Annotated in this window: 26 protein-coding genes and 2 pseudogenes; 10 read left to right on the forward strand and 18 right to left on the reverse strand. The window is 60.6% G+C overall.

What is annotated here, in order from left to right:
- The gene (locus BS630_RS09825; protein WP_077977268.1) at positions 1-594 is read left to right on the forward strand and encodes an NAD(P)H-dependent oxidoreductase; all 594 of its coding nucleotides are present in this window, start codon (positions 1-3) and stop codon (positions 592-594) included.
- A gap of 3 nt (positions 595-597) precedes the next feature.
- On the opposite strand, the gene BS630_RS09830 is transcribed toward BS630_RS09825, so the two are convergent.
- On the reverse strand, positions 598-1,098 hold the full coding sequence (locus tag BS630_RS09830; RefSeq protein ID WP_077977269.1) for a MarR family winged helix-turn-helix transcriptional regulator: 501 nt from the start codon (positions 1,096-1,098) through the stop codon (positions 598-600).
- An 81-nt stretch (positions 1,099-1,179) separates the two neighbouring features.
- Between BS630_RS09830 and BS630_RS09835 the strand changes: the two genes are divergently transcribed.
- Positions 1,180-2,091, forward strand: coding sequence for an EamA family transporter (locus BS630_RS09835; RefSeq protein ID WP_077977270.1), 912 nt, complete (start codon positions 1,180-1,182; stop codon positions 2,089-2,091).
- On the opposite strand, the gene BS630_RS09840 is transcribed toward BS630_RS09835, so the two are convergent.
- Together BS630_RS09840 and BS630_RS09845 are read right to left on the reverse strand one after the other, a co-directional pair.
- Entirely contained in the window at positions 2,039-3,292 is a 1,254-nt protein-coding gene (locus BS630_RS09840) for an aminopeptidase (protein WP_077977271.1), read from the reverse strand. The two genes, BS630_RS09835 and BS630_RS09840, sit on opposite strands and share 53 nt — an antisense overlap.
- A gap of 128 nt (positions 3,293-3,420) precedes the next feature.
- On the reverse strand, positions 3,421-4,104 hold the full coding sequence (locus BS630_RS09845) for a glutathione S-transferase family protein (protein ID WP_077977272.1): 684 nt from the start codon (positions 4,102-4,104) through the stop codon (positions 3,421-3,423).
- Between the two features lie 80 nt (positions 4,105-4,184).
- Here BS630_RS09845 and BS630_RS09850 point away from each other — a divergent pair, with 80 nt between their 5' ends.
- A complete protein-coding gene (locus tag BS630_RS09850; RefSeq protein WP_077977273.1) occupies positions 4,185-4,628 on the forward strand; it encodes a MarR family winged helix-turn-helix transcriptional regulator in 444 nt (147 codons plus the stop codon).
- A 61-nt stretch (positions 4,629-4,689) separates the two neighbouring features.
- Here the strand turns inward: BS630_RS09850 and ybaK are convergent, their stop codons facing one another.
- From ybaK to BS630_RS09870, 4 genes are all read right to left on the reverse strand, one after another.
- Complete coding sequence (gene ybaK, locus BS630_RS09855) at positions 4,690-5,163, reverse strand: Cys-tRNA(Pro) deacylase (RefSeq protein WP_077977274.1); 474 nt, start codon at positions 5,161-5,163, stop codon at positions 4,690-4,692.
- Positions 5,164-5,194: 31 nt separating this feature from the next.
- Positions 5,195-5,545, reverse strand: a complete 351-nt coding sequence (locus tag BS630_RS09860) for an ArsC family reductase (RefSeq protein ID WP_077977275.1) — start codon at positions 5,543-5,545, stop codon at positions 5,195-5,197.
- A 118-nt stretch (positions 5,546-5,663) separates the two neighbouring features.
- A complete protein-coding gene (locus BS630_RS09865; protein ID WP_077977276.1) occupies positions 5,664-6,725 on the reverse strand; it encodes a M14 family metallopeptidase in 1,062 nt (353 codons plus the stop codon).
- A gap of 98 nt (positions 6,726-6,823) precedes the next feature.
- Positions 6,824-7,432: a 2'-5' RNA ligase family protein gene (locus BS630_RS09870; RefSeq protein WP_077977277.1), complete on the reverse strand. Its 609-nt coding sequence runs from the start codon at positions 7,430-7,432 to the stop codon at positions 6,824-6,826.
- A gap of 260 nt (positions 7,433-7,692) precedes the next feature.
- Between BS630_RS09870 and BS630_RS09875 the strand changes: the two genes are divergently transcribed.
- A complete protein-coding gene (locus BS630_RS09875) occupies positions 7,693-8,256 on the forward strand; it encodes a methylated-DNA--[protein]-cysteine S-methyltransferase (protein ID WP_077977278.1) in 564 nt (187 codons plus the stop codon).
- A gap of 111 nt (positions 8,257-8,367) precedes the next feature.
- On the opposite strand, the gene BS630_RS09880 is transcribed toward BS630_RS09875, so the two are convergent.
- The 3 genes from BS630_RS09880 to BS630_RS09890 form a co-directional block, all read right to left on the reverse strand.
- Positions 8,368-9,102: an SDR family oxidoreductase gene (locus tag BS630_RS09880; RefSeq protein ID WP_077977708.1), complete on the reverse strand. Its 735-nt coding sequence runs from the start codon at positions 9,100-9,102 to the stop codon at positions 8,368-8,370.
- 62 nt (positions 9,103-9,164) lie between these two features.
- Complete coding sequence (locus tag BS630_RS09885; protein WP_183594489.1) at positions 9,165-10,016, reverse strand: oxidoreductase; 852 nt, start codon at positions 10,014-10,016, stop codon at positions 9,165-9,167.
- Positions 10,017-10,074: 58 nt separating this feature from the next.
- Positions 10,075-10,449: an Atu4866 domain-containing protein gene (locus BS630_RS09890; protein ID WP_077977279.1), complete on the reverse strand. Its 375-nt coding sequence runs from the start codon at positions 10,447-10,449 to the stop codon at positions 10,075-10,077.
- 105 nt (positions 10,450-10,554) lie between these two features.
- Between BS630_RS09890 and BS630_RS09895 the strand changes: the two genes are divergently transcribed.
- The 3 genes and pseudogenes from BS630_RS09895 to BS630_RS09905 all read left to right on the forward strand — a co-directional run bounded on the left by BS630_RS09895 (position 10,555) and on the right by BS630_RS09905 (position 13,088).
- A complete protein-coding gene (locus BS630_RS09895) occupies positions 10,555-11,451 on the forward strand; it encodes a LysR family transcriptional regulator (protein ID WP_077977280.1) in 897 nt (298 codons plus the stop codon).
- 200 nt (positions 11,452-11,651) lie between these two features.
- Positions 11,652-12,504 (forward strand): annotated as a pseudogene (locus BS630_RS09900) (helix-turn-helix transcriptional regulator).
- 38 nt (positions 12,505-12,542) lie between these two features.
- The gene (locus tag BS630_RS09905; protein ID WP_077977281.1) at positions 12,543-13,088 is read left to right on the forward strand and encodes a YbhB/YbcL family Raf kinase inhibitor-like protein; all 546 of its coding nucleotides are present in this window, start codon (positions 12,543-12,545) and stop codon (positions 13,086-13,088) included.
- Between the two features lie 103 nt (positions 13,089-13,191).
- Here the strand turns inward: BS630_RS09905 and BS630_RS09910 are convergent, their stop codons facing one another.
- The gene (locus BS630_RS09910) at positions 13,192-13,683 is read right to left on the reverse strand and encodes a GNAT family N-acetyltransferase (RefSeq protein WP_077977282.1); all 492 of its coding nucleotides are present in this window, start codon (positions 13,681-13,683) and stop codon (positions 13,192-13,194) included.
- A gap of 288 nt (positions 13,684-13,971) precedes the next feature.
- Here BS630_RS09910 and BS630_RS09915 point away from each other — a divergent pair, with 288 nt between their 5' ends.
- Both BS630_RS09915 and BS630_RS09920 read left to right on the forward strand, forming a co-directional pair.
- Complete coding sequence (locus BS630_RS09915; protein ID WP_077977283.1) at positions 13,972-14,853, forward strand: AraC family transcriptional regulator; 882 nt, start codon at positions 13,972-13,974, stop codon at positions 14,851-14,853.
- 220 nt (positions 14,854-15,073) lie between these two features.
- Positions 15,074-15,604, forward strand: coding sequence for a dihydrofolate reductase family protein (locus tag BS630_RS09920; protein WP_077977284.1), 531 nt, complete (start codon positions 15,074-15,076; stop codon positions 15,602-15,604).
- A gap of 253 nt (positions 15,605-15,857) precedes the next feature.
- On the opposite strand, the gene BS630_RS09925 is transcribed toward BS630_RS09920, so the two are convergent.
- Positions 15,858-16,505 carry a hydrolase gene (locus BS630_RS09925; protein WP_077977285.1) on the reverse strand — a complete coding sequence of 216 codons (648 nt, stop codon included), beginning with the start codon at positions 16,503-16,505 and terminating at the stop codon, positions 15,858-15,860.
- Between the two features lie 152 nt (positions 16,506-16,657).
- Here BS630_RS09925 and BS630_RS09930 point away from each other — a divergent pair, with 152 nt between their 5' ends.
- A complete protein-coding gene (locus tag BS630_RS09930; protein WP_077977286.1) occupies positions 16,658-17,551 on the forward strand; it encodes a LysR family transcriptional regulator in 894 nt (297 codons plus the stop codon).
- A 162-nt stretch (positions 17,552-17,713) separates the two neighbouring features.
- On the opposite strand, the pseudogene BS630_RS37920 reads toward BS630_RS09930, so the two are convergent.
- From BS630_RS37920 to BS630_RS09955, 6 genes and pseudogenes are all read right to left on the reverse strand, one after another.
- Positions 17,714-17,823, reverse strand: a pseudogene (locus BS630_RS37920) (LysR family transcriptional regulator); the annotation flags it as partial.
- A 404-nt stretch (positions 17,824-18,227) separates the two neighbouring features.
- On the reverse strand, positions 18,228-18,863 hold the full coding sequence (locus tag BS630_RS09935) for an NrsF family protein (RefSeq protein ID WP_077977287.1): 636 nt from the start codon (positions 18,861-18,863) through the stop codon (positions 18,228-18,230).
- An 84-nt stretch (positions 18,864-18,947) separates the two neighbouring features.
- Positions 18,948-19,505, reverse strand: a complete 558-nt coding sequence (locus BS630_RS09940; protein WP_244735303.1) for a chlorite dismutase family protein — start codon at positions 19,503-19,505, stop codon at positions 18,948-18,950.
- 6 nt (positions 19,506-19,511) lie between these two features.
- Positions 19,512-20,147, reverse strand: coding sequence for an NrsF family protein (locus tag BS630_RS09945; RefSeq protein WP_077977289.1), 636 nt, complete (start codon positions 20,145-20,147; stop codon positions 19,512-19,514).
- Entirely contained in the window at positions 20,144-20,698 is a 555-nt protein-coding gene (locus tag BS630_RS09950) for a sigma-70 family RNA polymerase sigma factor (RefSeq protein ID WP_025398402.1), read from the reverse strand. Before BS630_RS09950 ends, BS630_RS09945 begins: the two co-directional genes overlap by 4 nt.
- 108 nt (positions 20,699-20,806) lie before the next feature.
- Positions 20,807-21,421: a TetR/AcrR family transcriptional regulator gene (locus BS630_RS09955; protein ID WP_077977290.1), complete on the reverse strand. Its 615-nt coding sequence runs from the start codon at positions 21,419-21,421 to the stop codon at positions 20,807-20,809.
- Positions 21,422-21,494: the final 73 nt, after the last annotated feature.

The raw sequence follows: 21,494 nt of genomic DNA on the forward strand, positions 1-21,494 counted from the left end.
ATGCGGATCCTGCTGGTGCTTGCCCATCCGCTGGAGGACAGTTTCGCCGCCGCCGTGGCAAGGACTGCGCGTGAGGCGCTGGAAGCGGCAGGCCATACGGTCGACCTGCTTGATCTCTACAGCGAAGATTTCGATCCACGCCTTTCGAAGGCCGAGCGCGGCGGCTACTTCGACGTGCCCTACGATACTTCAGCCGTTGCCGATATCATTGCCCGCCTGAAGGCCGCCGACGGCCTGATCTTCGTCTTTCCGCAATGGTGGTTCAATTTCCCGGCCATCCTCAAGGGTTTCTTTGACCGTGTCTTCGCCCCCGGCGTTGCATTCAGCCATGACGCCGCCGGCGGCCGTATCGTGCCGCAGCTGACCAATATCAGGCTGCTCCATGCGCTGACGACGACAGGTTCGCCCTGGTGGCTGGTGCGTCTCTATATGGGCGATCCGGTGCGCCGGCTCCTGAAGCGCGGCATCGCCGCCTTCTGCTCGAAGGGATTGAATTTCCGCATGCTCAGCCTGCACGACATGGACCGGGCCACCGATGCAAAGCGCAGGGCGCACCTCGATCGCGTGCGCAAGCTGCTATCGGCAATCCGATAGGCGCTATTCGAAGTCAGCAAGAAACTTGCGCAGCAGCCTGTCGAGTTCCGCCTTGTCGGCGGCGCTCAGATTTTTCGACAGCCGGTGCTGATTGGCGACATGCGCATCGACGGCGGTCTCCACCGTCGCAAGCCCTTTTTCTGTCAGCGCGATGAGCACGCTCCTGCGATCCTCCGGATTGAGGATACGCTCGACGTAACCTGCCTTCTCCAACTGGTCGATGCGGTTCGTCATCGTGCCGGAGCTGACCATAGTCATCTCCAGAAGCTCCCCCGGCGAAAGCCGGTGGGGCGCCCCGGCGCGGCGCAGCGTCGCCAGCACGTCGAAGGCGGAGGACGAAAGCCCCTGCTGCATGAGCACGGCCTCCACTTCGCGGCCGAGATGGGTACTCAAGCGTTTCAGACGTCCGAGGATGCCCATCGCTTCGACGTCGAGGTCCGGCCGCTCCCGTCGCCATTGCGCCAGGATCTTGTCGACATGGTCCATCTTGCCGTCTTCGCTCATGCTCCATCGATACCATTCATTATCTTGACGTCAAGATAAGAAGGTGTAGGATGAATTTATCTTGAAATAGAGATTCTTGATATGAAGACAAATTCACGCTATGTCGCCGATCTTATGGCAACCGCGCTCGCGCCCGCCATTTGGGGAAGCACCTATATCGTCACCACCGCTTTCCTGCCGGCCGGATATCCGCTGACGGTTGCGATGCTGCGCGCCCTGCCGGCCGGCCTGCTGCTTCTCTTCCTGGTCAGAAAGCTGCCTTTCGGCATCTGGTGGGGAAGGGCTTTCGTTCTCGGCGCGCTTAACTTCTCGTTCTTCTGGGCGATGCTCTTCGTCTCGGCCTACAGGCTGCCAGGCGGCGTTGCCGCAACGGTCGGCGCCGTGCAGCCGCTGATCGTTATCGCTTTGTCGCAGCTTTTTCTCGGCAAGCCGATCCGGCCGCTTGCCGTACTGGCCGGTCTCGCCGGCATGGCCGGCGTCGGACTGCTGGTGCTGACGCCGAATGCGGGGCTCGATCCGATCGGTGTCGCTGCCGGTCTGGCCGGCGCGGTCTCGATGGCCTTCGGCACGGTGCTGACGCGCCGCTGGGCGCCGCCGGTCTCAAACCTCACCTTCACGGCCTGGCAATTGACGGCGGGCGGCATGCTGCTGGTGCCTTTTGCCTTTTTCCTTGAACCGGCGCTGCCGATGCCGACCGCCGCAAACATTGCGGGCATTGCCTATCTCGGGCTGATCGGCGCAGCCTTCACCTATCAGCTCTGGTTCCGTGGCCTGTCGCGCATCGAGCCCTCGGCGGTTGCCTCGCTTGGCTTCCTTAGCCCGCTGGTCGCGACCCTGCTCGGTTGGCTGGCGCTCGGCCAGAGCCTGACGCCTGTGCAGATCGGCGGTTTGGCCATGGTGCTTGCCAGCGTCTGGCTCGGTCAGCGTACGATGATGCCGCTCAGGCCCATTCGCCCTGCCGCATCACCGGAACCCGCGAACCATCCGGCTTGATGCCGTCGATATCGACCTTGTCGGAGCCGATCATCCAGTCGATATGGATCAGGCTGGAATTGCCGCCCTGTGCCTTGATCTGCTCCTGGCTCAGCGTCGCGCCATTGAGGAAACATTTGGAATAGCACTGGCCGAGCGCGATGTGGCACGAGGCGTTTTCGTCGAACAGCGTGTTGTAGAACAGGATGCCGCTGGCCGAGATCGGTGAGGAATGCGGCACCAGCGCCACTTCGCCGAGCCGCCGCGCGCCCTCGTCGGTGTCTAGCACCTTGTTCAACACCTCTTCGCCGCGCGAGGCCTTGGCCTCGACGATGCACCCGCCCTCGAAGCGCACCTGGATATTGTCGATCAGCGTGCCCTGGTGCGAAAGCGGTTTGGTGCTTGAGACATGGCCTTCGACGCGCAGCGCATGCGGCGTGGTGAAGACTTCCTCGGTCGGAATATTCGGATTGCAGGTAATGCCGTTCTTGGCGGTGGAAGCGCCGCCATGCCATTCATGCCCGTCGGCAAGGCCGACCGTCAGGTCGGTGCCCGGTCCGCGGAAATGCAACGAGGCGAAGCGCTCGCCGTTCAGCCAGGCGGAGCGCTTGCCAAGATTGGCATTGTGCTCGGTCCAGGCGGCGACGGGATCGCTGACATCGACGCGCGAGGCGGCAAAGATCGCCTTGGCGAGCTTGGCGATCGCGATCGGTTCCGGATCGTCGGGGAAGACCACCTTGGCCCAGGAGGGGTTGGGATAGGAGACGATGTTCCAGTTGATGTCGAAATTCGAGATCTTCTCCAGCGCCGGCTTGTAGGCGGTGGAGTTGGCGCGATTGGCGCGGCCGACCTTGCCGGCATCCTGCTCGGACAGCAGCATCGGATTGTCGCCGGCAACCGCGAGACGGGCAGCCCCATTGGCATAGGCCTTGGCCATGCCCTCGTAGAGCCAGCCGGAGGCGCGGTCGAAGCTCTCGTCGCTGCCATATTGATAGCGCGCCAGCGTCGTTTCCTCATCGGAATAGAAGGCGGAGACCAGTCCGGCGCCGGCCAGATAGGCATGTTTGGTGATCAGGCGGACGAGCGGCAGCGCCACGACAGGCGCGGTGATCACTAGGTCCTGACCCTTCTGCAGCTGCAGCCCGACCTTGACGGCGACTTCCGCAAGCTTTTCCAGCTTGACGGGATCAACGGTGCTCTGGCTCTGGGGCATGAAAGTCATGGTTCAACCTGCCTTCTGTCATCGACGGTGGGAGGCTGGAAGACTTAGACCCGTTTGCGGCGAAAATGAAGCGCTCGGCTGCCCGAATTGCAAGCGGCCGGATGAGATGTCCGGCCGCCGGGCGCGCTTCAGGCGGCGGCAGCTTGCCTGAGCAGGATCGAGTTATGTTTTTCGAGGAATTCCATCAGCCGCTGCGGGTAGTCTTCGCCAACGGCGGCCTTGACGCTCGCCCGTTCGGAGAGCGCCTTGCGCCAGCGCTTTACACGCTCAAGCCCTTCGAAGATGTCGCCGTCGCCGAGCGTCTCGAAGAGATCGAAATACCGAAAGACCGGCGCGAAGACGGCGTCGACGAGGCTGAAGTCGTTGCCGGCGAAATACGGCCCGTCCGTCAACACCTTCTCGACAGTTGCGAATTTGGAGATGAGCGCCATGCGCTTGGCCTCCAACTGCGCGGCATCCTCAGCCGTCTCGTAACCCCAGAGATCGGAAAGCACCGACGAACCGAATTCCATCCAGCCGCGATGGCGGGCACGCGTCAGCGCGTCTTTCGGATGCAGCGCCACGCCCGGCTGCGTCTCCTCCAGATATTCGCAGATGACGCTGCTTTCGAACAGCACGGCCTGACTGCCGTCCTCCTCCTCGATCTGCAGCAGCGGCACCTTGCCGAGCGGCGAGATCGTCAGGAACCAGTCCGGCTTGTCGGCAAGATCGATATTGATGCGCTCGAAGGGCACGCCCTTTTCGAGCAGGGCGATCGCGGCGCGCTGTACATAGGGGCACAGATGATGGCTGACGAGGGTAAGCTTGCTCATGGCGCTATCCTTGGTAATGATAGATGTAATTGCATCTAATGCCGCTTGCAGTGAAATTCAAGATAGATGTAACTGCATTTATGTCTGAAAAACTGTCGAATCCGAGCGAAGCGGTCACCTCTGCCTGGACGAGCATCATGCGCGCCCGCGAGCGGTTGCTTGGCGTCATCGAAGCCGACCTGAAGGCGGCCGGCATGCCGCCGCTTGCCTGGTACGACGTGCTGTGGGAATTGGCGCGCTCGCACGACTGCAAGCTGCGCCCTTACGAGATCGAGGAGCGGACGCTGCTGGCCCAGTATAATCTTTCCCGGTTGATCGACCGGCTGGAAAAAGAGGGCCTGGTCCGGCGCGAGGCCTTCGCTGAGGATGGGCGCGGCCGTTGGGTGGTGATCACTGATGCCGGCCGAAAGCTTCGCGAGTGCATGTGGACCGTCTATGCCAGATCGATCGAGACCCATATCGGTTGCAAGCTTGCCGAAAACGAGGCGAAGACGATCGCCCGGCTGCTCGACCGCTTCCTCTAGATTCAAGTAAGAGCATGATGTCGTCCGAAAACCGCTCACACTTTTCGGCATCATGCTCTGATCAGGCAATCAGTGGCGCGGCGACGGCCTTCAGCGCCTTCAACGCATGCTTCGGATCGAGCCGCACCTGCAGCCCGCGCTGCCCGCCATTGATGTAGACCAGCGGTTCGCCAAGCGCGGCCTCCTCGATCGCCGTCGGCACGGTCTTCTTCTGGCCGAAAGGGCTGATGCCGCCGACATGATAACCTGTCAGCCGCTCGGCATCGGCAGGCTTCATCATGTTGGCCGATTTGCCGCGAAAGGCGCTGGCAAGTTTTTTCATGCTGACTTCACGATCCGATGGCACGACGACGCAGACCGGCTTGCCGTCCACCTCCGCCATCAGCGTCTTCAGCACCCGATGCGGCGCCTCGCCGAGTGCTTCGGCCGCCTGCAACCCGACGCGCTCGGCATTGGGGTGGTAGTCATAGACATGGACAGTGAAGGCGACGCCTGCCTGCGAAAGAAGCTGTGTCGCGCGCGTGGCCTTGGACATCTCTTTCCCTCGTGAGTTCAGCGGCCCGCCGTCAGCCGCCGAATGCACCGGCGTAAATCTCCGGCTTGAAGCCGACCAGCAGCTTGCCCTTCGCCTCCAGCACGGGCCGCTTGATCATCGACGGCTGATCGAGCATCAGCTGGATTGCCTTCTCCCGGGTCAGGTTCTCGCGCTGGGCATCGGGCAATTTGCGGAAGGTGGTGCCGGCGCGGTTGAGCACGGTATCGAGGCCGGCTTGGTCGATCCAGGTTTCGAGATGGGCGCGGTCGATACCGAGCGCCTTGTAGTCGTGAAACTCATAGGCGACGCGATGTTCTTCCAGCCAGCTGCGGGCCTTCTTCATCGTGTCGCAATTCTTGATGCCATAGATGGTGACGGCCATGCCCGATCGATCTCCCTGTGATGACAGCGAGATAACATGCACGAAGGCCGGCGCAAACGCCGTACGACCTTTTATCCCCGAGCGCTTCGACAATCGCCGCCGGCAAAGTCGTCCCGGCTCAATTCTCCAACGTACCGGCCTTGCGGGAAGCCTTGCTGGGTTCGTCGCAGGCGATCTTCATCAGGTCGCCGCGCCGCCGCACCAGCCGGTCGGAGGTTCGGGTCAGAATCAGACCATCCTGCGGCGCCCGCAGGTCGATGCTGCCGCCCGGCTGCCCGGGCCGGGTGACGATCGTCACTAGGCGGTCGCCTTCGGTAACCCTCTCGCCGATATCGCGATAGAAGAGTACGGCGCCGCCTTCTGGCGTGCGGATGATCTCGACATTGTCGAGCGGCACGGCCGGACCGGAAAATGCCGTTGCCGTCGGCTTTTCGTCGCCAACGATGCCCCGTGCCGCGAGGAAGTGCCAGAGCCCGTCCGCATCCTTTTTCGCCAGCACCGGATCGACGTCGCATTTGCCGCGCAGCTCGACAGTGACGGAGAGTTTGCCGGGCAGCCGGGACCGGCGTTCGCCGGGAACTTCATATTTCCATGCAAAGCCGACGGCCTCCTCGAAGGCCGAGCTTTCGCCATCCGAAAGCAGCACGGCCTCCATGTCGAGTGCAGCGGCGAGATCGGCGGCCTCCGGCCAGAAGGCCTCGTCGATATAGGCATATTGCAGGGATTCATCGTCGCAATGCAGGTCGAGCACGAGATCGGCCCCGAGCGCCATGTGCAGCAGCTGCCGCTTCAACCGGTCGGTAGCCGGATAACCATCGAGATCTTCGGTGAGCGTGGCGCGATCGACAATCGAGATCAGCGGGAAATCCCGGTTGAAATTGGTGCGTGAGCCCAGGTCGAAACGGCCCTGCAGCTCGCCGAAATGCGATTGCGCCGCACCGATCGGATTGGCCTGCGGCACGATGGTGATGTCGCCGGCGATCCCGCCTTGGCTTTCCGCCTGCCGCAGCCGGTCGCAGAGGAAATGCAGCAGCACCGTTCCCGGCAGCTCGCCGGCATGCAGGGCCGCCTGGATATAGGTCTTCGGTGCCTTCTGATCGTGGCCTTCAAAGCGCAGCACCGGCAACCGCCACTCCGTTCCCGGCGTATCTCCGGGTATGATGATCTCTGAAACGTCCATTTTGTCTTCGCTCCCCGACTGCAATCCGAACAGGTTTCCCGAGCTTTATGCGCGTAAATCAGCCAAGCGCAAGCCGGAGTAGGGAGGACATCGTTGCCTCAGCCGAGCAACGGCCAGCGATCGATGATTCGATGTTCGGTTTTTCCGAGAAGACTGTGGACGAGCAGGAATTCGGATGCCGTCCATGAAACGTGTGCGTCGAGGCTCGTCGGCGGCACGGTCTTGCGGTCGTAGAGTAGCGTCATATGCGGCGTGAAATCGCGGCGGATATTGTGGCGCAGTCCGGCATTGTGCATGCCGACGCCGAGCTGGACATGCAGCCGGGTGAGCGCCTTCCGCCCGCCTTCGCCGCAAAGCACGAGCGGTCGCGCCTTGCCTTCCCGCCTGAAGCTCATAATCCTGTCGAAAGTGATCGCAATCGGCGCGCCCTCCACCGTGGCGCCGGCTTGCCGCGCCGCAAACACCGCGTCCTCCGGCAATTCCTGATAATCGTCGATGCCGATGATCATCACATGCAGCGTCGTCAGCCGCGGCTTTGCCGAAAGGGAGAAAGCCTTGCCATAATCACAGGAGATCGAAGCCGCCTGCCGCTCAACCGCCCCAGGTGGACAGAGAGCGAAGAAAAGCCGGTGTCCGCCGCTATGGTGTTCGCGCGGTCGCCCGCTCCGACTTCGCCCACCCTCGAAGTCGAAGGAAATCTGGTTCATCGGCTCTCAGGGTCGTCATGACCCGCCTCGTCGTTTCCAAAAACGCGGCGAAGGATACTCCGGTGGGATTGATAGCAAGAACAGAAAGGGAACATAAGCTTCCGATACAATCCGCTCTGAACGGATGACTTGGATGTTCGATCGACATTGCGAGGGACGCATCGCGATATTTCCCGGACGCCTTACGCGCGCAAGAAACGGGTTGAAACAGCGGCCGTCTCATACGATTTTGAGGGTCATCGAAACACGGAGGCTGTGTCATGGCTAAGACAACGCACCACTATCTCATCTTCGAAACCGCGGGCGGTTTCTGCGGCATCGCCTGGAGCGACGCCGGCATCACCCGTTTCCAGCTGCCGACCAAGTCAGCAGAGGCCACCGAACGGCTCCTGCTGCGCCGCCTGCCGGATGCCGAACCCGGCGCGCCGACGCCTGCCGTGCTGGAGACGGTCGCGGCAGTGAAACGTTATTTCCAGGGTGAGGAGACGGATTTTTCCGGCGTCGAACTCGACCTTGCCGGCCAAGATACCTTCTTCCGGGATATTTATGCGGCGGCAAGGCGTGTCGGCTGGGGCCACACGACCACTTACGGTGCGCTGGCCAAGGAGCTCGGCGTCGGGCCGGAAGCCGCCCGCGACGTCGGCCAGGCGATGGCGAAGAACCCGGTGGCTCTGATCATTCCCTGCCACCGGGTGCTTGCGGCTGGCGGCAAGATCGGGGGCTTCTCCGCTCCCGGCGGTTCGTCATCGAAGACCCGCATGCTGGAGCTCGAAGGCGTCAACCTCGCACCGCCGCCGCCTGCCCAGCAGTCGCTGGGTTTTTAGGCGGCGGAGGCTTTTCGTTTTCCGCAATTCCCGGCGAAAATCGCTTCGCGCTTTGCCTGGCAAAACCGCTCTGCACTTTTGCTGGAATTGCTTTGGCAAAATCTCAGCCGATCAATGCGGGCTGGCGGTCGGCCGGATGATGATCTCGCTGACATCGACGTCATCAGGCTGGCTGACGGCGTAGAGGATCGAATGGGCGATGACCTCGGGGCTGATCGTGATCGCCCTGAAAGCCTTCATAGCGTCCCGCGCCGTCGGATCGGTGATCGTGTCGGCCAGTTCCGACGTCGTCGTGCCGGGAGAGATGACAGTCACGCGGATACGATCGGTCTCCTGCCGCAATCCGTCCGAGATCGCACGCACCGCAAATTTCGTCGCGCAATAGACGGCGGCCGTTGGCGAGACGCTGTGGCCGCCGATCGAAGACAGGTTGATGATCTGCCCTGATCCCTGCGCCTTCATGATCGGGAGCGCCGCCGCAATGCCGTAAAGAACGCCCTTGATGTTGACGTCGACCATCCGTTCCCATTCGTCGACCTTGAGAGCCTCCAGCGGCGACAGCGGCATGACGCCGGCATTGTTGACGATGACATCCAACCGGCCGAATTCGGAGCAGGCAAAGCCTGCAAAGGCTTTCACCTGGGAACGGTCGGTGACATCAAGCTGTCGCAGGCGCACCGTCCCGCCCTTTGCGGCGATTTCGCCGGCGAGTTCCTCGAGGCGCTCGGTGCGGCGGGCGCCGATCACGATATGGGCGCCTGCGGCAGCCAGCACCTTTGCCGCCGCCTCTCCGATGCCGCTGCTGGCGCCGGTGATGGCAATGACTTTTCCTTTGATATCAGACATTTCAAGCTCCATCTGTACGCCGCTCGCCTGGCGATGCGGCTGAGGATTTTTTGGCATTACGGTCAGGTTGGGAAATCGGCGCTGAGCGTTGTTTCCGCCCAGGCGTCGAAGTTTGCGCGCAGCGCATCGAGCCGTTCGCGGGCGATCTTCAGGGCGGGTGCACCGAGCAGCAGGCGCAGCGGCGGCACGTCCGCTTCGAACGCCGATATGATAGCGGTTGCCGCGCGCGCGGGATCGCCCGGCTGGTTGCCGGAGATCGAGCGGGTGGCCTGGCGCCGCTTGCCGGATGTTTCCGCATAGTCTTCGATGATCGTGCTGGATTCGACCATCGACCGGCCGGCCCAATCCGTGCGGAAGGCGCCGGGTTCGAGGATCGTCACATCGATGCCGAGCGGTTTGACCTCATGGGAAAGCGATTCCGACAGAGCTTCGACCGCGAACTTGGTGGCGTGGTAGTAGCCGGTTGCGGCAAAAGCGACGAGCCCGCCAAGCGAGGAGACGTTGAAAATATGCCCTTGCCGGCGTCGGCGCATGCCCGGCAGAACCTGCTTGGTGACATCGATCAGTCCGAAGACATTGGTCTCGAACTGGGCATGTATCTCGGCGTCGTCACCCTCTTCGATCGACGAAAGGTAACCGTAACCGGCATTGTTGACGAGGACGTCGATCGCACCGAAATGCGTTTCGGCATCACGAACCGCGCCGGCGATGGAGCGGCTGTCCGTCACATCGAGTGCAAGGGCAAGCGCGCGGTCCCCATGCTCTGCCGCGATATCCGCTAGGGTCTCGGGTCTGCGCGCCGTCACGGCGGCGCGCCATCCACGGGCGAGGACGGCTTCGGCGAGTGCCCGGCCGAGGCCGGACGATGCGCCAGTGATGAACCAGATGGGGGTTGGGGAAGACATGATCGTCATCCTTTCCGGCCGGCAAACGCGGCCTGCTTCTGTGTGGTATTGCCTTTCGGGCGGCACGTCATTTGCGCCGAAGCACCATGCCGCCATGGTGGAGGGTATTGCCGTCGACGAAATCGCCGTCGGCCGTGAAGCCCGTGTCATCCCAATATTCGATGTGGCTTCCGGTGACTTCGTAGCGTCCCCGGTAGGCGCTTTCCCGGCTGCCGCGGGCCTCGTCGTAGCGGCCATTGGGCAGAAGTTCGTGGCGGACCCGGCCATCATCCGTAATCCACATGCCGACATAAGGATGTTGCTGCATTCTGTTCTCGCTTGTTTGTTGCTGCTGAGTTTCTCGGTCGTTCACGGTATCGGCGCCGAACGAACTGGTTGCTGCGCCGGCCAGGGCGACCACCGTGAAAAACTGCAGGAGGGGGCTTTTGAAAATCCTTCGCATTGCCTTGCCTTTCGAAGCCTTCGTTGACCTCGACTGAAAGATAATACGGAGAACCCGAGTGATTAAGTTGCCAATCCAAGATGCCCTGGTTAGAAATGCTAACCAATGGTCGACGATCTTGAAGGCATTTCGGTTTTTCTTGCGGTGGCGGAGGCGCGGAACTTCCGGCTCGCCGGCGAGCGGCTTGGCGTCACCCGCTCCGCCGTCAGCCAGGCCCTGCAGCGCCTGGAGGATCGGATCGGCGTCGCCCTGGTACAGCGCACGACGCGCAGCGTCAGCCTGACCGAAGCCGGCGAAGTGTTCTTCGACGCGGTTCGTCCATCGCTCCGCCAGGTCAAGGATGCGATGCAGACGGTCCGGGAAATGCAGGCGCGCCCGAGCGGTCTGCTGCGGATCACCGTTTCCTCGATCGCCGAGAACTTCCTCTCCGGCACCTTGCTGGCCGGCTTCATGGAAGCCTGCCCTGACATCAAGCTCGATATCACCATCACCGATGACGAATTCGATATCGTCGAGGCCGGCTTCGACGCGGGCGTCCGGCTGGGCGAAGTGATCGAACAGGACATGATCGCCATATCAGTCTCCGAAGAGCAGCGACAATGCGCCGCCGCATCCCGCAGCTACCTCGAGCGCCGCGGTCATCCCCGTCATCCCGGCGAGTTGCAGAACCACGCCTGCATCGGATGGCGGCCACGCCCGGATACGGCACCCTATCGCTGGGAGTTCACCGAAAACGACCGCGACTTCGACGTCGCGGTTGATCCCGCCGTTACGACCAACGACATGGGCATGATGATCCGCATGGCCTGCGCCGGAGCCGGCATCACCTTCGGCATGGTGGAGACCTTCCAGCCCTATATCGACCGCGGGGAACTCGTACTGCTGCTGGAGGATTTCTGTCCGCCCTTCCCGGGCTTCTATCTCTACTATCCCCGGCGCCAGAGGCAGCCGCTGAAGCTGCGCGCGCTGGTCGACTATGTCAGGAGGTCCGGCAGGCGCTAATGCTGCTTTGGCTCAGGCCTGCCGCTTGTAAGCCATGACGGCGATTTCAGGCCTGTCGGACGGGCTCAAAGCCTGCCGCTTGGGCTGAATGTTGCCGCTGACATTCGGTTTTGATATCCCCGATCATCGAGGCCAGCGAGCCAGGGCGTTCAATAAAGGTCCATCGGTTGCCGCGCGTCCATCCTTTTGCCGGAGAACATATGCTCGACGACGTCTTTCCCGTTCCGGCCAGGGCCTTAATCCGTCAGGGCGGGCGAGCCTGTTTCTATCGCCTGGTCAATACGAGCCCCCTGTTGATACAGGTGCAATCGGGAACGAAGATCGTCATGGCCGATGACAAGGCTTTGCGCCTCGAAGCCGGCGCCTATGGCTTGCTGCCCGACTATCGACCGCTGACGATGGAGAATTCCCAAGGCGCCGCAGAAGTATCAAACCCTGGCGCTTCCTGTTCCGCGACAGCTCTTCGAGGAGGCCTATATCAGGATGGGATCGATCGCCGTTCCATCAAGGCCTGTCCCCGCAGGCACCTCGAAGCTGCCGGAGGAAGCCGCGGTGCTGTTTGACTATTGCTGTCAGCCCGGCAATCTGACGAGGCTTCCCGGCGCCATTGCCAAGGCTCGTTTGATGGAGCTGATCACCTGGTTTGCGCTCTGCGGAGCGGTGCTGGGCCAATGCCAAAGCCCTCGGTTCGAGGACCGGCTGCGGCAGATGATCGAAAGTGATACGGCCTTTGATTGGACGCTGGGGCACGCGGCGCGCTCGTTCAACATGAGCGAAGCGACGCTGAGGCGTAAGCTCGGCGCCGAGAATACCGGCTTTAGTGAGATCCTGAGCGATACAAGGATGAACCGCGCCTTGGGGCTCATTCAAACCACAACCTTGCCGATGGCACAGGTTGCGCTTGAAGTCGGTTACGACTCCCCTTCTCAATTCGCGGCGCGGTTCAAGGACCGGTTTGGCGTCAATCCGCGCCATGTGCGGGGCGGCTCCGAGCGTTTTGAGCGGATCGGGGCAGAAGTTGAGCGTAGTGGGGCAGATGCGCTTGCGCAGTGACGATAGTTTTCCGGCATTATCAACCGCAGGAAAACAGCATGCGTTTCATCACAGCAGTACTTTTCGCCGCGTCCGTCTTCGGCGCGACGGCCGCACAGGCCGAAATGAAGTTCACCTCGAAGGATCTGGCCGCCGGCAAGTCCATGGCCGACGCGCAGGTCTTCAACAGCTTCGGCTGCGCCGGCGAGAACATCTCGCCGGAACTGACCTGGTCGGGTGCTCCGGAGGCGACCAAGAGCTTCGCCATCATGGCTTACGATCCGGATGCTCCCACAGGCTCGGGCTGGTGGCACTGGTCGGTGTTCAACATTCCGGCGGATGCCTCGAAAGTTGCCACTGGCGCAAGCGGTGACAAAAAGCTTCCCGCAGGCGCTGTCGAAGGTCGCACGGATTTTGGCATGTCTGGATATGGCGGCGCATGCCCGCCGGCGGGTGATCAGCCGCACCACTACCAGTTCACGGTCTACGCGCTCTCGGTGGACAAGTTCCCGCTTCCCGAGACCGCCCCGGCCGCCATGGTTGGCTTCTATGTAAGGGCCAATACGCTTGCCAAGGCCTCCGTCGAGTTCACCTACGGCCGCTGAAGCCGGCTTCAGATCCGCAGTCGTCATTTCCTTCATGACAACGGCCGGCCGAGGTGACTGAACCTCGCCGGCCGTTTCCTGTTTGGGCTCCCTCGCCTGCAACCTAAACGGTCATTGCTTCCCAGCAGATCAACGGACCGTCTTCGGCATCGATACGCTCGCCGATCCGGATAAAGCCATTGCGCTTAAGAACGCGCTGGGACGCGATGTTGTCGACTCCGGTCTCCGCAGAGACCAGGGCGACGCGAGAGTCGTTCCGCGCCCACGCGAGCAACTGCCCTATGGCTCGCGTGGTGCATCCGCGGCTTTGGCGGGTGGGCGCAACCCCATAGCCGATATGCATCCTTCCATCCTGAGGAACCTTGAGGACAGAGCAAAGGCCGACGATCTCGTCATCCTCCACGATCATCCAGGCCGACGGCGAAAATTCCGCGCCGATGTCAGCCGCGAGGCGGTTCAACATCGCCAGCACTTCAGGAGGCGCAATGGCGCTGTCTTGGACAAGGCGCAGATGACGTGGCGCGATGCCTTTCAGCAGCGCTTCAAAATCATGAGACGTTAGTTCGATAATCATAGTCTTCTCGACATTAGACATGCGCCAGCACTGGCGCGCTAAAGGCCGAGCGATAGAGCGAGGATCAGCGCTCGGTCACGATGCCGAGCGCCTTTATCCCTACCGCCGCAGCCGGTGAGTTATGGATCGTTGCGACGGCAAACAAAGGCATTCTCCTCTAAGACGGAAATGCGAATAACAGCGTCGGCCGAGGATCGCAAGATGCGCCGATCGGGCGGCACGCCTGCTGATGCATGCCAAACCGCAAGATCGGTCGAGCGCTGCGTTGCCTGAGGGATCTAGTTTGAGCTGCCACGGAGACCAAGACGAATGACCGCAGCGCTTCGGAACTATCATCAGCGGATGCAGCGAGTGCTGGATTATATCGACCGGCACCTCGATGACGATCTCGATCTCGATGTTTTGAGCAGTGTCGCAGCCTTCTCGAAGTTTCATTTCCACCGGCAGTTCACGGCGACCTTCGGATTGTCCGTGCATCGCTATATCCAGCTTGCCCGCATGAAGCGCGCTTCATACCGGCTGGCTTACAGGGACGAAGAACGCGTCACCGATATAGCGATGGATGCCGGCTACGATGCGCCGGATGCCTTCGCCCGCGCCTTTCGGCAACGGTTCGGTCAATCGCCTTCGTCGTTTCGGACGTCTCCTGACTGGGAGCCGTGTCTTGCCGCCTTCGGGCCTCTCGACAATGCAAGGAGCAAGCTCATGCAGAAGACTTTTACCACTGACGACGTGATAATTCGCAATGTGCCTACCACGCCGGTGGCGATCATGGAGCATCGGGGCGACCCGGCGACGCTCGGTGCCACCATCCAGCGGTTCATCGCCTGGCGCAAGGCCGCTGGCCTGCACCCCAGGACAAGTCCGACTTTTAACGTCTGGCGTTCCGAGCGGCGTCCTCAGTCGCCTGCCGATTATAGCGTCGACCTTTGTGTCGGGACCGACCAACCGATCCAGGCGAACGGCGAAGAGATCAAAGCCGGCGAGATCCCTGGCGGACGCTGCGCGGTGCTGCGCGTCGTCGGCAACACCGACAATCTGGAGCCCGCCGCGCTCTACCTTTATCGCGACTGGCTTCCGGCCAGCGGCGAGGAAGCACGCGACTTCCCGATCTATTGCCAGCGGCTGAGCTTCTTCCCCGAAGTGCCGGAGCATGAGGCGGTGGCGGAGTTGTTTCTGCCGTTGAAATAGCGCCCTCTGACGATGGCTTGTCCATTTCGGATCGCTGGAAGCGGACAGGCCATTGTCCACCCAGGCAGCCTTGACAGGCAAGATTAGTCGGCAGCCTGAGCGTGGGCGTTCAGGCTGCTCCAAAAACAAATTGCGATTTAAAACCAGTTGAGTTAAATCGCAACCGATTGCATTCTGCAATCAGATCTGCGGATATGCCGTTTAAGGAAAGGAAGTGAGGATGGCTAAGCTCGTATTCGGAATGAATCAGTCCCTGGACGGCTACGTCGATCATATGGCGTTTGGACCAAGCCCGACGCTCTTCCGCCACTTCATCGAGGAGGCAGAGCGGCAGGCGGGCAGTGTGTACGGTCGCCAGATGTATGAGGTCATGCGTTACTGGGACGACGAACATCCTGAATGGGATGCAGAGCGACGGGCTTTCGCGGCGGCGTGGCGGAACCAGCCGAAATGGGTCGTCTCGCGCTCGTTGAAGTCGGTCGGTCCCAAAGCCAGGCTTGTTGGGGAAGACCTTGAGGCCGCGATCCGCGAGCTTAAGGCGGAACGTGACGGGGAGATCGAAGTTGCCGGCCCCAATTTGGCGCAAAGCCTCACCGAACTTGGCCTGATCGATGAGTATCGCATCTACCTGCACCCCGTCGTGCTCGGTCACGGCAAGCCATATTTCGCCGGACCCCGGCCGCCGCTCCGCCTGATGGCTCATGACCGGATTGGCGAGGATGTGATCAGGTTGACCTACGTTCCGGCTTGATCTCGGGACTCGCCAGATGGAAATCGCCGCGAAAGTCTGGTCTTGGTTTGGGTCAAAGCGACGGAAACAGCCCGTTTGGCGGCGCCGTCGTGCCGTCGACGGAGGTGACGGCGCGCAGCCTACGAATTCATAGGGGCGCCTGTCGCAAAGGTGATGCCTGCGATAGCGGACGGGCGCCTGATCCGGGTGCAGATCATCCTGTTCTAAAAGTTAGAGCATGATGTCGCCCGAAAACCGCTGACACTTTTCGGCATCATGCTCTAGGCACAGGCGTGTTGAGCAGCTGCTGCTCCCACAGGTACGCGATACCGCTACCGGCGGCGTGCTGCTTGAGAACCTCCGTCAGCTCACCGGCGTGCTCGGTCCGGGCCCAGTCGCGCTGCCATTCGGACGCCAGCGCCAGCCAGGTCATCATGTTCGCGCCAGCCGCGATCATGCGCTGGATGGCGACCTCGTGGGCCTCGACCGACGTGCCGCCCGACGCGTCGGTGATAACGGTGACATCCCAGCCTTCGCCGAGCGCCTGGATCACCGGCATCGCGACGCATATCTCGGTCCACAGGCCGGCGATGATCAGCTGCTTGCGGCCGGTCGCCTTGACCGCGTCCACGACCTTCCTGTCTTCCCAGGTATTGATGAACGTCCGGTCGATGACCTCCTGGCCGGGAAATACGTCGGTGATTTGCGGGAAGATCAGACCACCCCGATCGGCGATCACGCTCGTCAGGATGGTGGGAACACCGAAAGCCCTCGCGGCCTTTGCCAAGGCCGTCGAGTTGTTGACCACTGCATGCGGATCGTGGCTGTTCAGGTTCGCGAGCTGGTAGGGCTGGTGGTCGATCAGAACGAGTACCGAATCTTCGGGACGAAGAAGCGAAGCAAGGCCATTACGAAAGGTCATTATTACTTCCTTTGCTGCCGCCCATGAGCGGCATTGGTTTTGCGGGAGACATGCGCCAGGGGCGACGTTGCCTGGAAGCAGTATTGCCGTTCCTACTCAAGATGCGGTAGCACCCTTTCATGGCAATCTGTGTCGCGAAAAGGGGAACGCTAATGGACATCGAAGAACTGCAGACCTTCGTGGAAGTGGCTGATGCCGGGGGCGTTTCGTCGGCTGCGCTCCGGCTCGGCGTCTCCAAGTCAATCGTCAGTCGGCGGCTCTTCCGGCTTGAAGCGGAACTTGGTGTCCAGCTTCTTGCACGGACCACTCGAGGCGCCGCTCTCACGGAAGCAGGGGCCACGTTCCGAGATTATGCAGCGAGAGTCTGCGCCGAGATCGACGTGGCCAAGGAAACGATCCTACCCGCCGGTGACCTTCGCGGCCGCTTGCGAGTTGCCGTGCCGCTTTCCTTCGGCCAGACTCACTTCGCTCCCATCCTCGCGGAAATGGCGCGCCGCCACCCCCAGCTCCACATCCACACCTGCTACAGTGATCGCTTCGTCGATCTCATCACAGAGGGTTATGATTGTGCGATCCGGGTTGGCTATCTTCAGGACTCCAACTTGATCGCAAGACGCGTCGGACCGATCTATGGGAAGTTCGTCGCGAGCCCGGACTACATCAAGGCGCATGGGTCGCCCGAGACGCCGGAGGAACTCGTCGCTCACGAGGCCCTCATGCAGGGCACCGAAGCCTGGCAACTCATGGATGGCGACAAGATCATCACGGTTCGTCCGCAGGGGCGCTTTAAAGCCGACAACGGCACCGCTCTAGTCGCCGCTGCGGCAGCAGGATTAGGGATCGCTTACCTGCCCGATTGCCTTACCCATGAATTTATAGCCTCCGGCGCGCTTGTGCCGGTCATGACGCATTATCCACCACCCCCGGCAGGTGCATATGTCATCCGCCCGCCAGGTCAGCATCCCGCACGGAAGATACGGGTCCTCACCGAATTGCTGATTGAGTATTGCGAACCGGCTCCGCCCTTTGCAGGTGTCGGTCGCTAAAGCGCAAACGGCGCAACATTCGCGGATTGAACAACGTCGCTTCAAGCAATCGCAGCTCGGCTTCCGGCCGGATGACGGTAAGCGTCGCCGGCGACCTACCGAGCGTCAGTCGCGCGATATGGACAGCCCCGCGAGAAGCGGAGCGTACGCGGTGAGCCTTCTTATGACGATCCACCGGATGGGATCGGCGCGCCCGCATGCCACGCGGCCAGTCGATCGCGAGACATGTAGACGCCGCTGAACAGCTCCGGTCCCTTCAGACCGTGAAGATGCGCTATTCCCCTACTCCCACTCTATTATTTTTTCTACACCAAGCATCTGTTTTTATTGACGAAAATTAATTCATGCGCTCCACACACCGTGGACGGGAACGTCAAAAGTTAACATTTTGATTTTACAGCATTTTTCGACGCAGCTGCAGCACTAAAAATTCTGTGGACTATCGATATCTATCGACCATTTCGCGGCGTGCCGTAGGCGGCGAAGGTCGAATCTAGCCCGCCAACAAAGTACCGTCAAAGGATGACGACGGTTTCTCGCGAACAACTTTACGAACAGGAATAGCCAAAGCTGTCGGCTTGCAATCAGCGGCCCCGTTCCAGACGATTGTTCATAATGAACGCCATCGACTTTCGCCGGACGGATAGGGCCTGGCATTGCAACTGCTTCGTCGCAACTACCACCTTAGAAAGCGTCGGCCTGCAAAATAGCCCGCAACGGCCACAATGAGTATGGCGATTGGATACCAGGTTGCGACGAACAACGGACTGTCGTCGGGGCAATTGGAGGCGTAAAGCGTAGCGGCAATACCGGCGGAAGCCAATGCCGCGATTGCCCCAGCCTGACCGGGGTGATCCGGCGCACCATGGCGCATCACCAGAAAGAGGAACACGGTCGGCGCTAGCGAGAGGACCGGGATGACTGTCAGGCAATGCAATGCATTGTGACCAACCAGTCTGCTTTCCCAAAGACCGGCCGGGGTGACGACCAACTCGATGGTAGCGGCGGCGATCAACAGCGCTGGTGCCAGCAGCAACAACCAGCGCCGAGCCGTTGTGCCCTCCCCTGGACGGATAAGGCTCTCCATCAGCGATGCCGCCACAAAAAACAGCGCCAAGGTGGCGATGAACTTGAATGCGAAGCGCACAGTCACGATTGCTTGAGCAAAATCAGGTCGAACACCCAGGACCGAAAAGAACACCAATCCCGCCACCAATGCGCCAGCAGCTGTCGCCAGAGCAAGCGCCTTCGAGAGGTTGACGGGCCGCCGTGTGTCCTCTGATATCAGATTGATCAGGTCTTCCGTGTTCACTCAAAGTACTCCGTTTGCGGCTGGCCTGACGAGACCGTCCCGCTTTGTTGGGCAACCTTACCAGGATTGGCTATCTTCGCATCATCAACCATGTTGCCATATCCGCAAGCGGATCTCGACCTCGCGTTCGACAAAACGCCATTCTTCAGTCGCACGCAATCGAAAGAGCATGGCCTCAAATTGAGGGGCACTTTCCTCCGCGAATTCGAACCAGGTGAGAAAATCGAAAGGCTCGCCAAGATCACGGCTGTGATAGAGCCGTCGAGCGACAGCAGGCAAATAGTCCATCCCAATCTGAAAATGCGCCGACCTCTCCTGAATGATGGCCCGGCGTTCGTCCTGCGCAAGAGACCACCAAAGCTCCGACTTGCGGATCGGGATTAAGACCGCGAGGCAGGCCGTTGCGCGGCCCAACGGTGGTTGGCGTTCTCCAAGCTGATCGAGTTCGACACGGGTCGTGTATCGCGCGCTGCCGGCCGTTCCGCGCAGAACCCAGGCCGCCGAATCGGGTAATATGACCTGATCGGTGTCCATGACACTAAGACGAGGCGCAACATCTAGACCCTTGCCAATAATGGCGCGCGTTGCCTCGACCTGCCATTGGCCACTCTCACCAGCCACGAAGTATGTCGGTTTCACCATCGTGACCTACCAGCGCAACAGTCTGTGGCCAAGCAAAGCACCGGTTCCGGCAACTATCGAAATGGCAATCGGATACCATAGCATTACAAAGAGCGGGCTGTCGTCATCGCAATTGGCTGCGTAGAATGTCGCCGCAATCCCTGCCGCTACGAGCCCGGCAACAGCTCCGGCGACCGCGGGTCGGGTGGGGGCAGCGGATCGAAGCGCGTAGAGAAAACAGGCAAGAGGACCCACCGATAAGAAAGGGATAATCGTCAGGCAGAGGCTGGAATTGCGCCCGATCATGCGCGTCACCCATGTCTCCGACGGCATGACCAACAGTTCAAAGATCGCCGCTGCACTCATCAACAGAGCTGGAACCGTTAAGCCCAATGCCGTCAACCGAACCGGGACCCCCGGTCTTCCAATCCGGAACATGACCATCCCACCGGTCAAGCTGAGAGATCCCGTGATCACGAATTTGAACAGGAAGCGGCCGGTCTCGATGGCCGTGCCGAAGTCCGCACGCAAGCCGATGACCGCGAAGAACAAAATGGCGGCGATCAATGTAGCGGCAGTGGCAGCATGCATCAGGGCATGATCAAGATTCAGTCGAACCGGGGTATCCTGCACGAGCAGTTCGATCAACTCATCAGTTTTCATGTCACCCGCCCCGAATAGAGAGCAGCCAACCCCTTCAATGCCCTATGCAGGGAAACACGTACCGCCACCTCTGTCATTTCCAGCCGATCGGCGGTTTCCCGAACACTCGACCCTTCAATCGATATCGATTGAACGATCGTTCGTTGCGGATCCTTGAGCTTGCCCAAAATCTGTTCGATATCGATGCGATCGGAGGCTGCGATGCGTTCGTCTGCTTTAAGTGTAGCAACGACGTCCTCGAGTGGTACTGACTGACTGCCACGGCGCCGCAGGCTATCGACCACCTTGTTGCGAACGATTGCCGATAGCCATGGCCCCAAAGGCCGTGACGGATCCCATGTCCCCCGCTTGAGATGGATAGTAAGCAGCACTTCCTGAACCACGTCCTCAGCCTCGCTGGCCGGCGCACCGAACTGGTCACAACGCTTCCGCGCCATCACCCGTAAATGTGGTGTGAGGGCCGTCAGAAATTTGTGATAGGCATGGCTGTCGCCCGCAATCGCGGAACGCAGCCAGGATGCCCATTCCTTTTCACGCGCCAGATCTTTCATCCGACATATCCTTCTTCGGCGGTTCTCGTGCAATTGTTACAGAGACCAGCCGCATTTTTTTGCGTGTGGGATATCGGGCCGAAACGTGCAAGCGTTTGAACGTTCATGTCATCGATCATGAGATAAGATTGTCTGACTGTGATTGGGTTCCAGCAGTGCAAAAATGGGCCGGATAAGACCTTCCAGAAGGTCTCTTTCTGGACGCGTGCGCGCTAGCACACGAATACCAAGCAGTGTGCCGAGGAGCGTGCCGGCCATGTCCGATGCTTTTTGGCAACGATTGATCGATCCGTCTTTCTGGCCTCTTTCGACGCAGCGCTTGAAGAAAGCCTCAACCTGCACCAGGACTTGTGCAACCACCCGCTGAAACTCATCATCATGTGGTGCTACCTCGAGCGCGGAATTGACCAGCATGCAGCCTTTCCGCTTTGTATCGCTCAACGACCGCTCAATAATTTCGTTGAAAAATGCGCCGATCGCCTCACGCGGCGGCTTCGTCTCAAACCGGCCGACACGGTCGCCGAAGCTCCGTTCGACATAGAAATCGAGCGCTTTGCGATAAAATGCGTGCTTGTCGCCAAAGGCATTGTAGATGCTTGCGGTGGTCAGCCCGATTGCCTGGGCCAGATCGCGGATTGACGTTGCCTCGTAGCCGTGTTCCCAAAACCGCTCTACAGCCAGCAGCAATATTTTTTCTTCATCAAATTCTCTAGGTCTGGCCATACGTCCTGTCTCCCAGAACATGGATCGAACGGGCGGCTGCCCAAGGCTATCGCCAATCTATTTTAGAACATAC

The organism is Rhizobium laguerreae (genome assembly GCF_002008165.1).
Lineage (GTDB): Bacteria > Pseudomonadota > Alphaproteobacteria > Rhizobiales > Rhizobiaceae > Rhizobium > Rhizobium laguerreae.

Coding starts and splice junctions, on each gene's coding strand:
- BS630_RS09825 (WP_077977268.1), top strand. CDS start 1: ATGCGGATCCTGCTGGTGCTTGCCCATCCGCTGGAGGACAGTTTCGCC.
- BS630_RS09830 (WP_077977269.1), bottom strand. CDS start 1,098: ATGAGCGAAGACGGCAAGATGGACCATGTCGACAAGATCCTGGCGCAA.
- BS630_RS09835 (WP_077977270.1), top strand. CDS start 1,180: ATGAAGACAAATTCACGCTATGTCGCCGATCTTATGGCAACCGCGCTC.
- BS630_RS09840 (WP_077977271.1), bottom strand. CDS start 3,292: ATGACTTTCATGCCCCAGAGCCAGAGCACCGTTGATCCCGTCAAGCTG.
- BS630_RS09845 (WP_077977272.1), bottom strand. CDS start 4,104: ATGAGCAAGCTTACCCTCGTCAGCCATCATCTGTGCCCCTATGTACAG.
- BS630_RS09850 (WP_077977273.1), top strand. CDS start 4,185: ATGTCTGAAAAACTGTCGAATCCGAGCGAAGCGGTCACCTCTGCCTGG.
- ybaK (WP_077977274.1), bottom strand. CDS start 5,163: ATGTCCAAGGCCACGCGCGCGACACAGCTTCTTTCGCAGGCAGGCGTC.
- BS630_RS09860 (WP_077977275.1), bottom strand. CDS start 5,545: ATGGCCGTCACCATCTATGGCATCAAGAATTGCGACACGATGAAGAAG.
- BS630_RS09865 (WP_077977276.1), bottom strand. CDS start 6,725: ATGGACGTTTCAGAGATCATCATACCCGGAGATACGCCGGGAACGGAG.
- BS630_RS09870 (WP_077977277.1), bottom strand. CDS start 7,432: ATGAACCAGATTTCCTTCGACTTCGAGGGTGGGCGAAGTCGGAGCGGG.
- BS630_RS09875 (WP_077977278.1), top strand. CDS start 7,693: ATGGCTAAGACAACGCACCACTATCTCATCTTCGAAACCGCGGGCGGT.
- BS630_RS09880 (WP_077977708.1), bottom strand. CDS start 9,102: ATGTCTGATATCAAAGGAAAAGTCATTGCCATCACCGGCGCCAGCAGC.
- BS630_RS09885 (WP_183594489.1), bottom strand. CDS start 10,016: ATGACGATCATGTCTTCCCCAACCCCCATCTGGTTCATCACTGGCGCA.
- BS630_RS09890 (WP_077977279.1), bottom strand. CDS start 10,449: ATGCGAAGGATTTTCAAAAGCCCCCTCCTGCAGTTTTTCACGGTGGTC.
- BS630_RS09895 (WP_077977280.1), top strand. CDS start 10,555: ATGGTCGACGATCTTGAAGGCATTTCGGTTTTTCTTGCGGTGGCGGAG.
- BS630_RS09905 (WP_077977281.1), top strand. CDS start 12,543: ATGCGTTTCATCACAGCAGTACTTTTCGCCGCGTCCGTCTTCGGCGCG.
- BS630_RS09910 (WP_077977282.1), bottom strand. CDS start 13,683: ATGTCTAATGTCGAGAAGACTATGATTATCGAACTAACGTCTCATGAT.
- BS630_RS09915 (WP_077977283.1), top strand. CDS start 13,972: ATGACCGCAGCGCTTCGGAACTATCATCAGCGGATGCAGCGAGTGCTG.
- BS630_RS09920 (WP_077977284.1), top strand. CDS start 15,074: ATGGCTAAGCTCGTATTCGGAATGAATCAGTCCCTGGACGGCTACGTC.
- BS630_RS09925 (WP_077977285.1), bottom strand. CDS start 16,505: ATGACCTTTCGTAATGGCCTTGCTTCGCTTCTTCGTCCCGAAGATTCG.
- BS630_RS09930 (WP_077977286.1), top strand. CDS start 16,658: ATGGACATCGAAGAACTGCAGACCTTCGTGGAAGTGGCTGATGCCGGG.
- BS630_RS09940 (WP_244735303.1), bottom strand. CDS start 19,505: ATGGTGAAACCGACATACTTCGTGGCTGGTGAGAGTGGCCAATGGCAG.
- BS630_RS09945 (WP_077977289.1), bottom strand. CDS start 20,147: ATGAAAACTGATGAGTTGATCGAACTGCTCGTGCAGGATACCCCGGTT.
- BS630_RS09950 (WP_025398402.1), bottom strand. CDS start 20,698: ATGAAAGATCTGGCGCGTGAAAAGGAATGGGCATCCTGGCTGCGTTCC.
- BS630_RS09955 (WP_077977290.1), bottom strand. CDS start 21,421: ATGGCCAGACCTAGAGAATTTGATGAAGAAAAAATATTGCTGCTGGCT.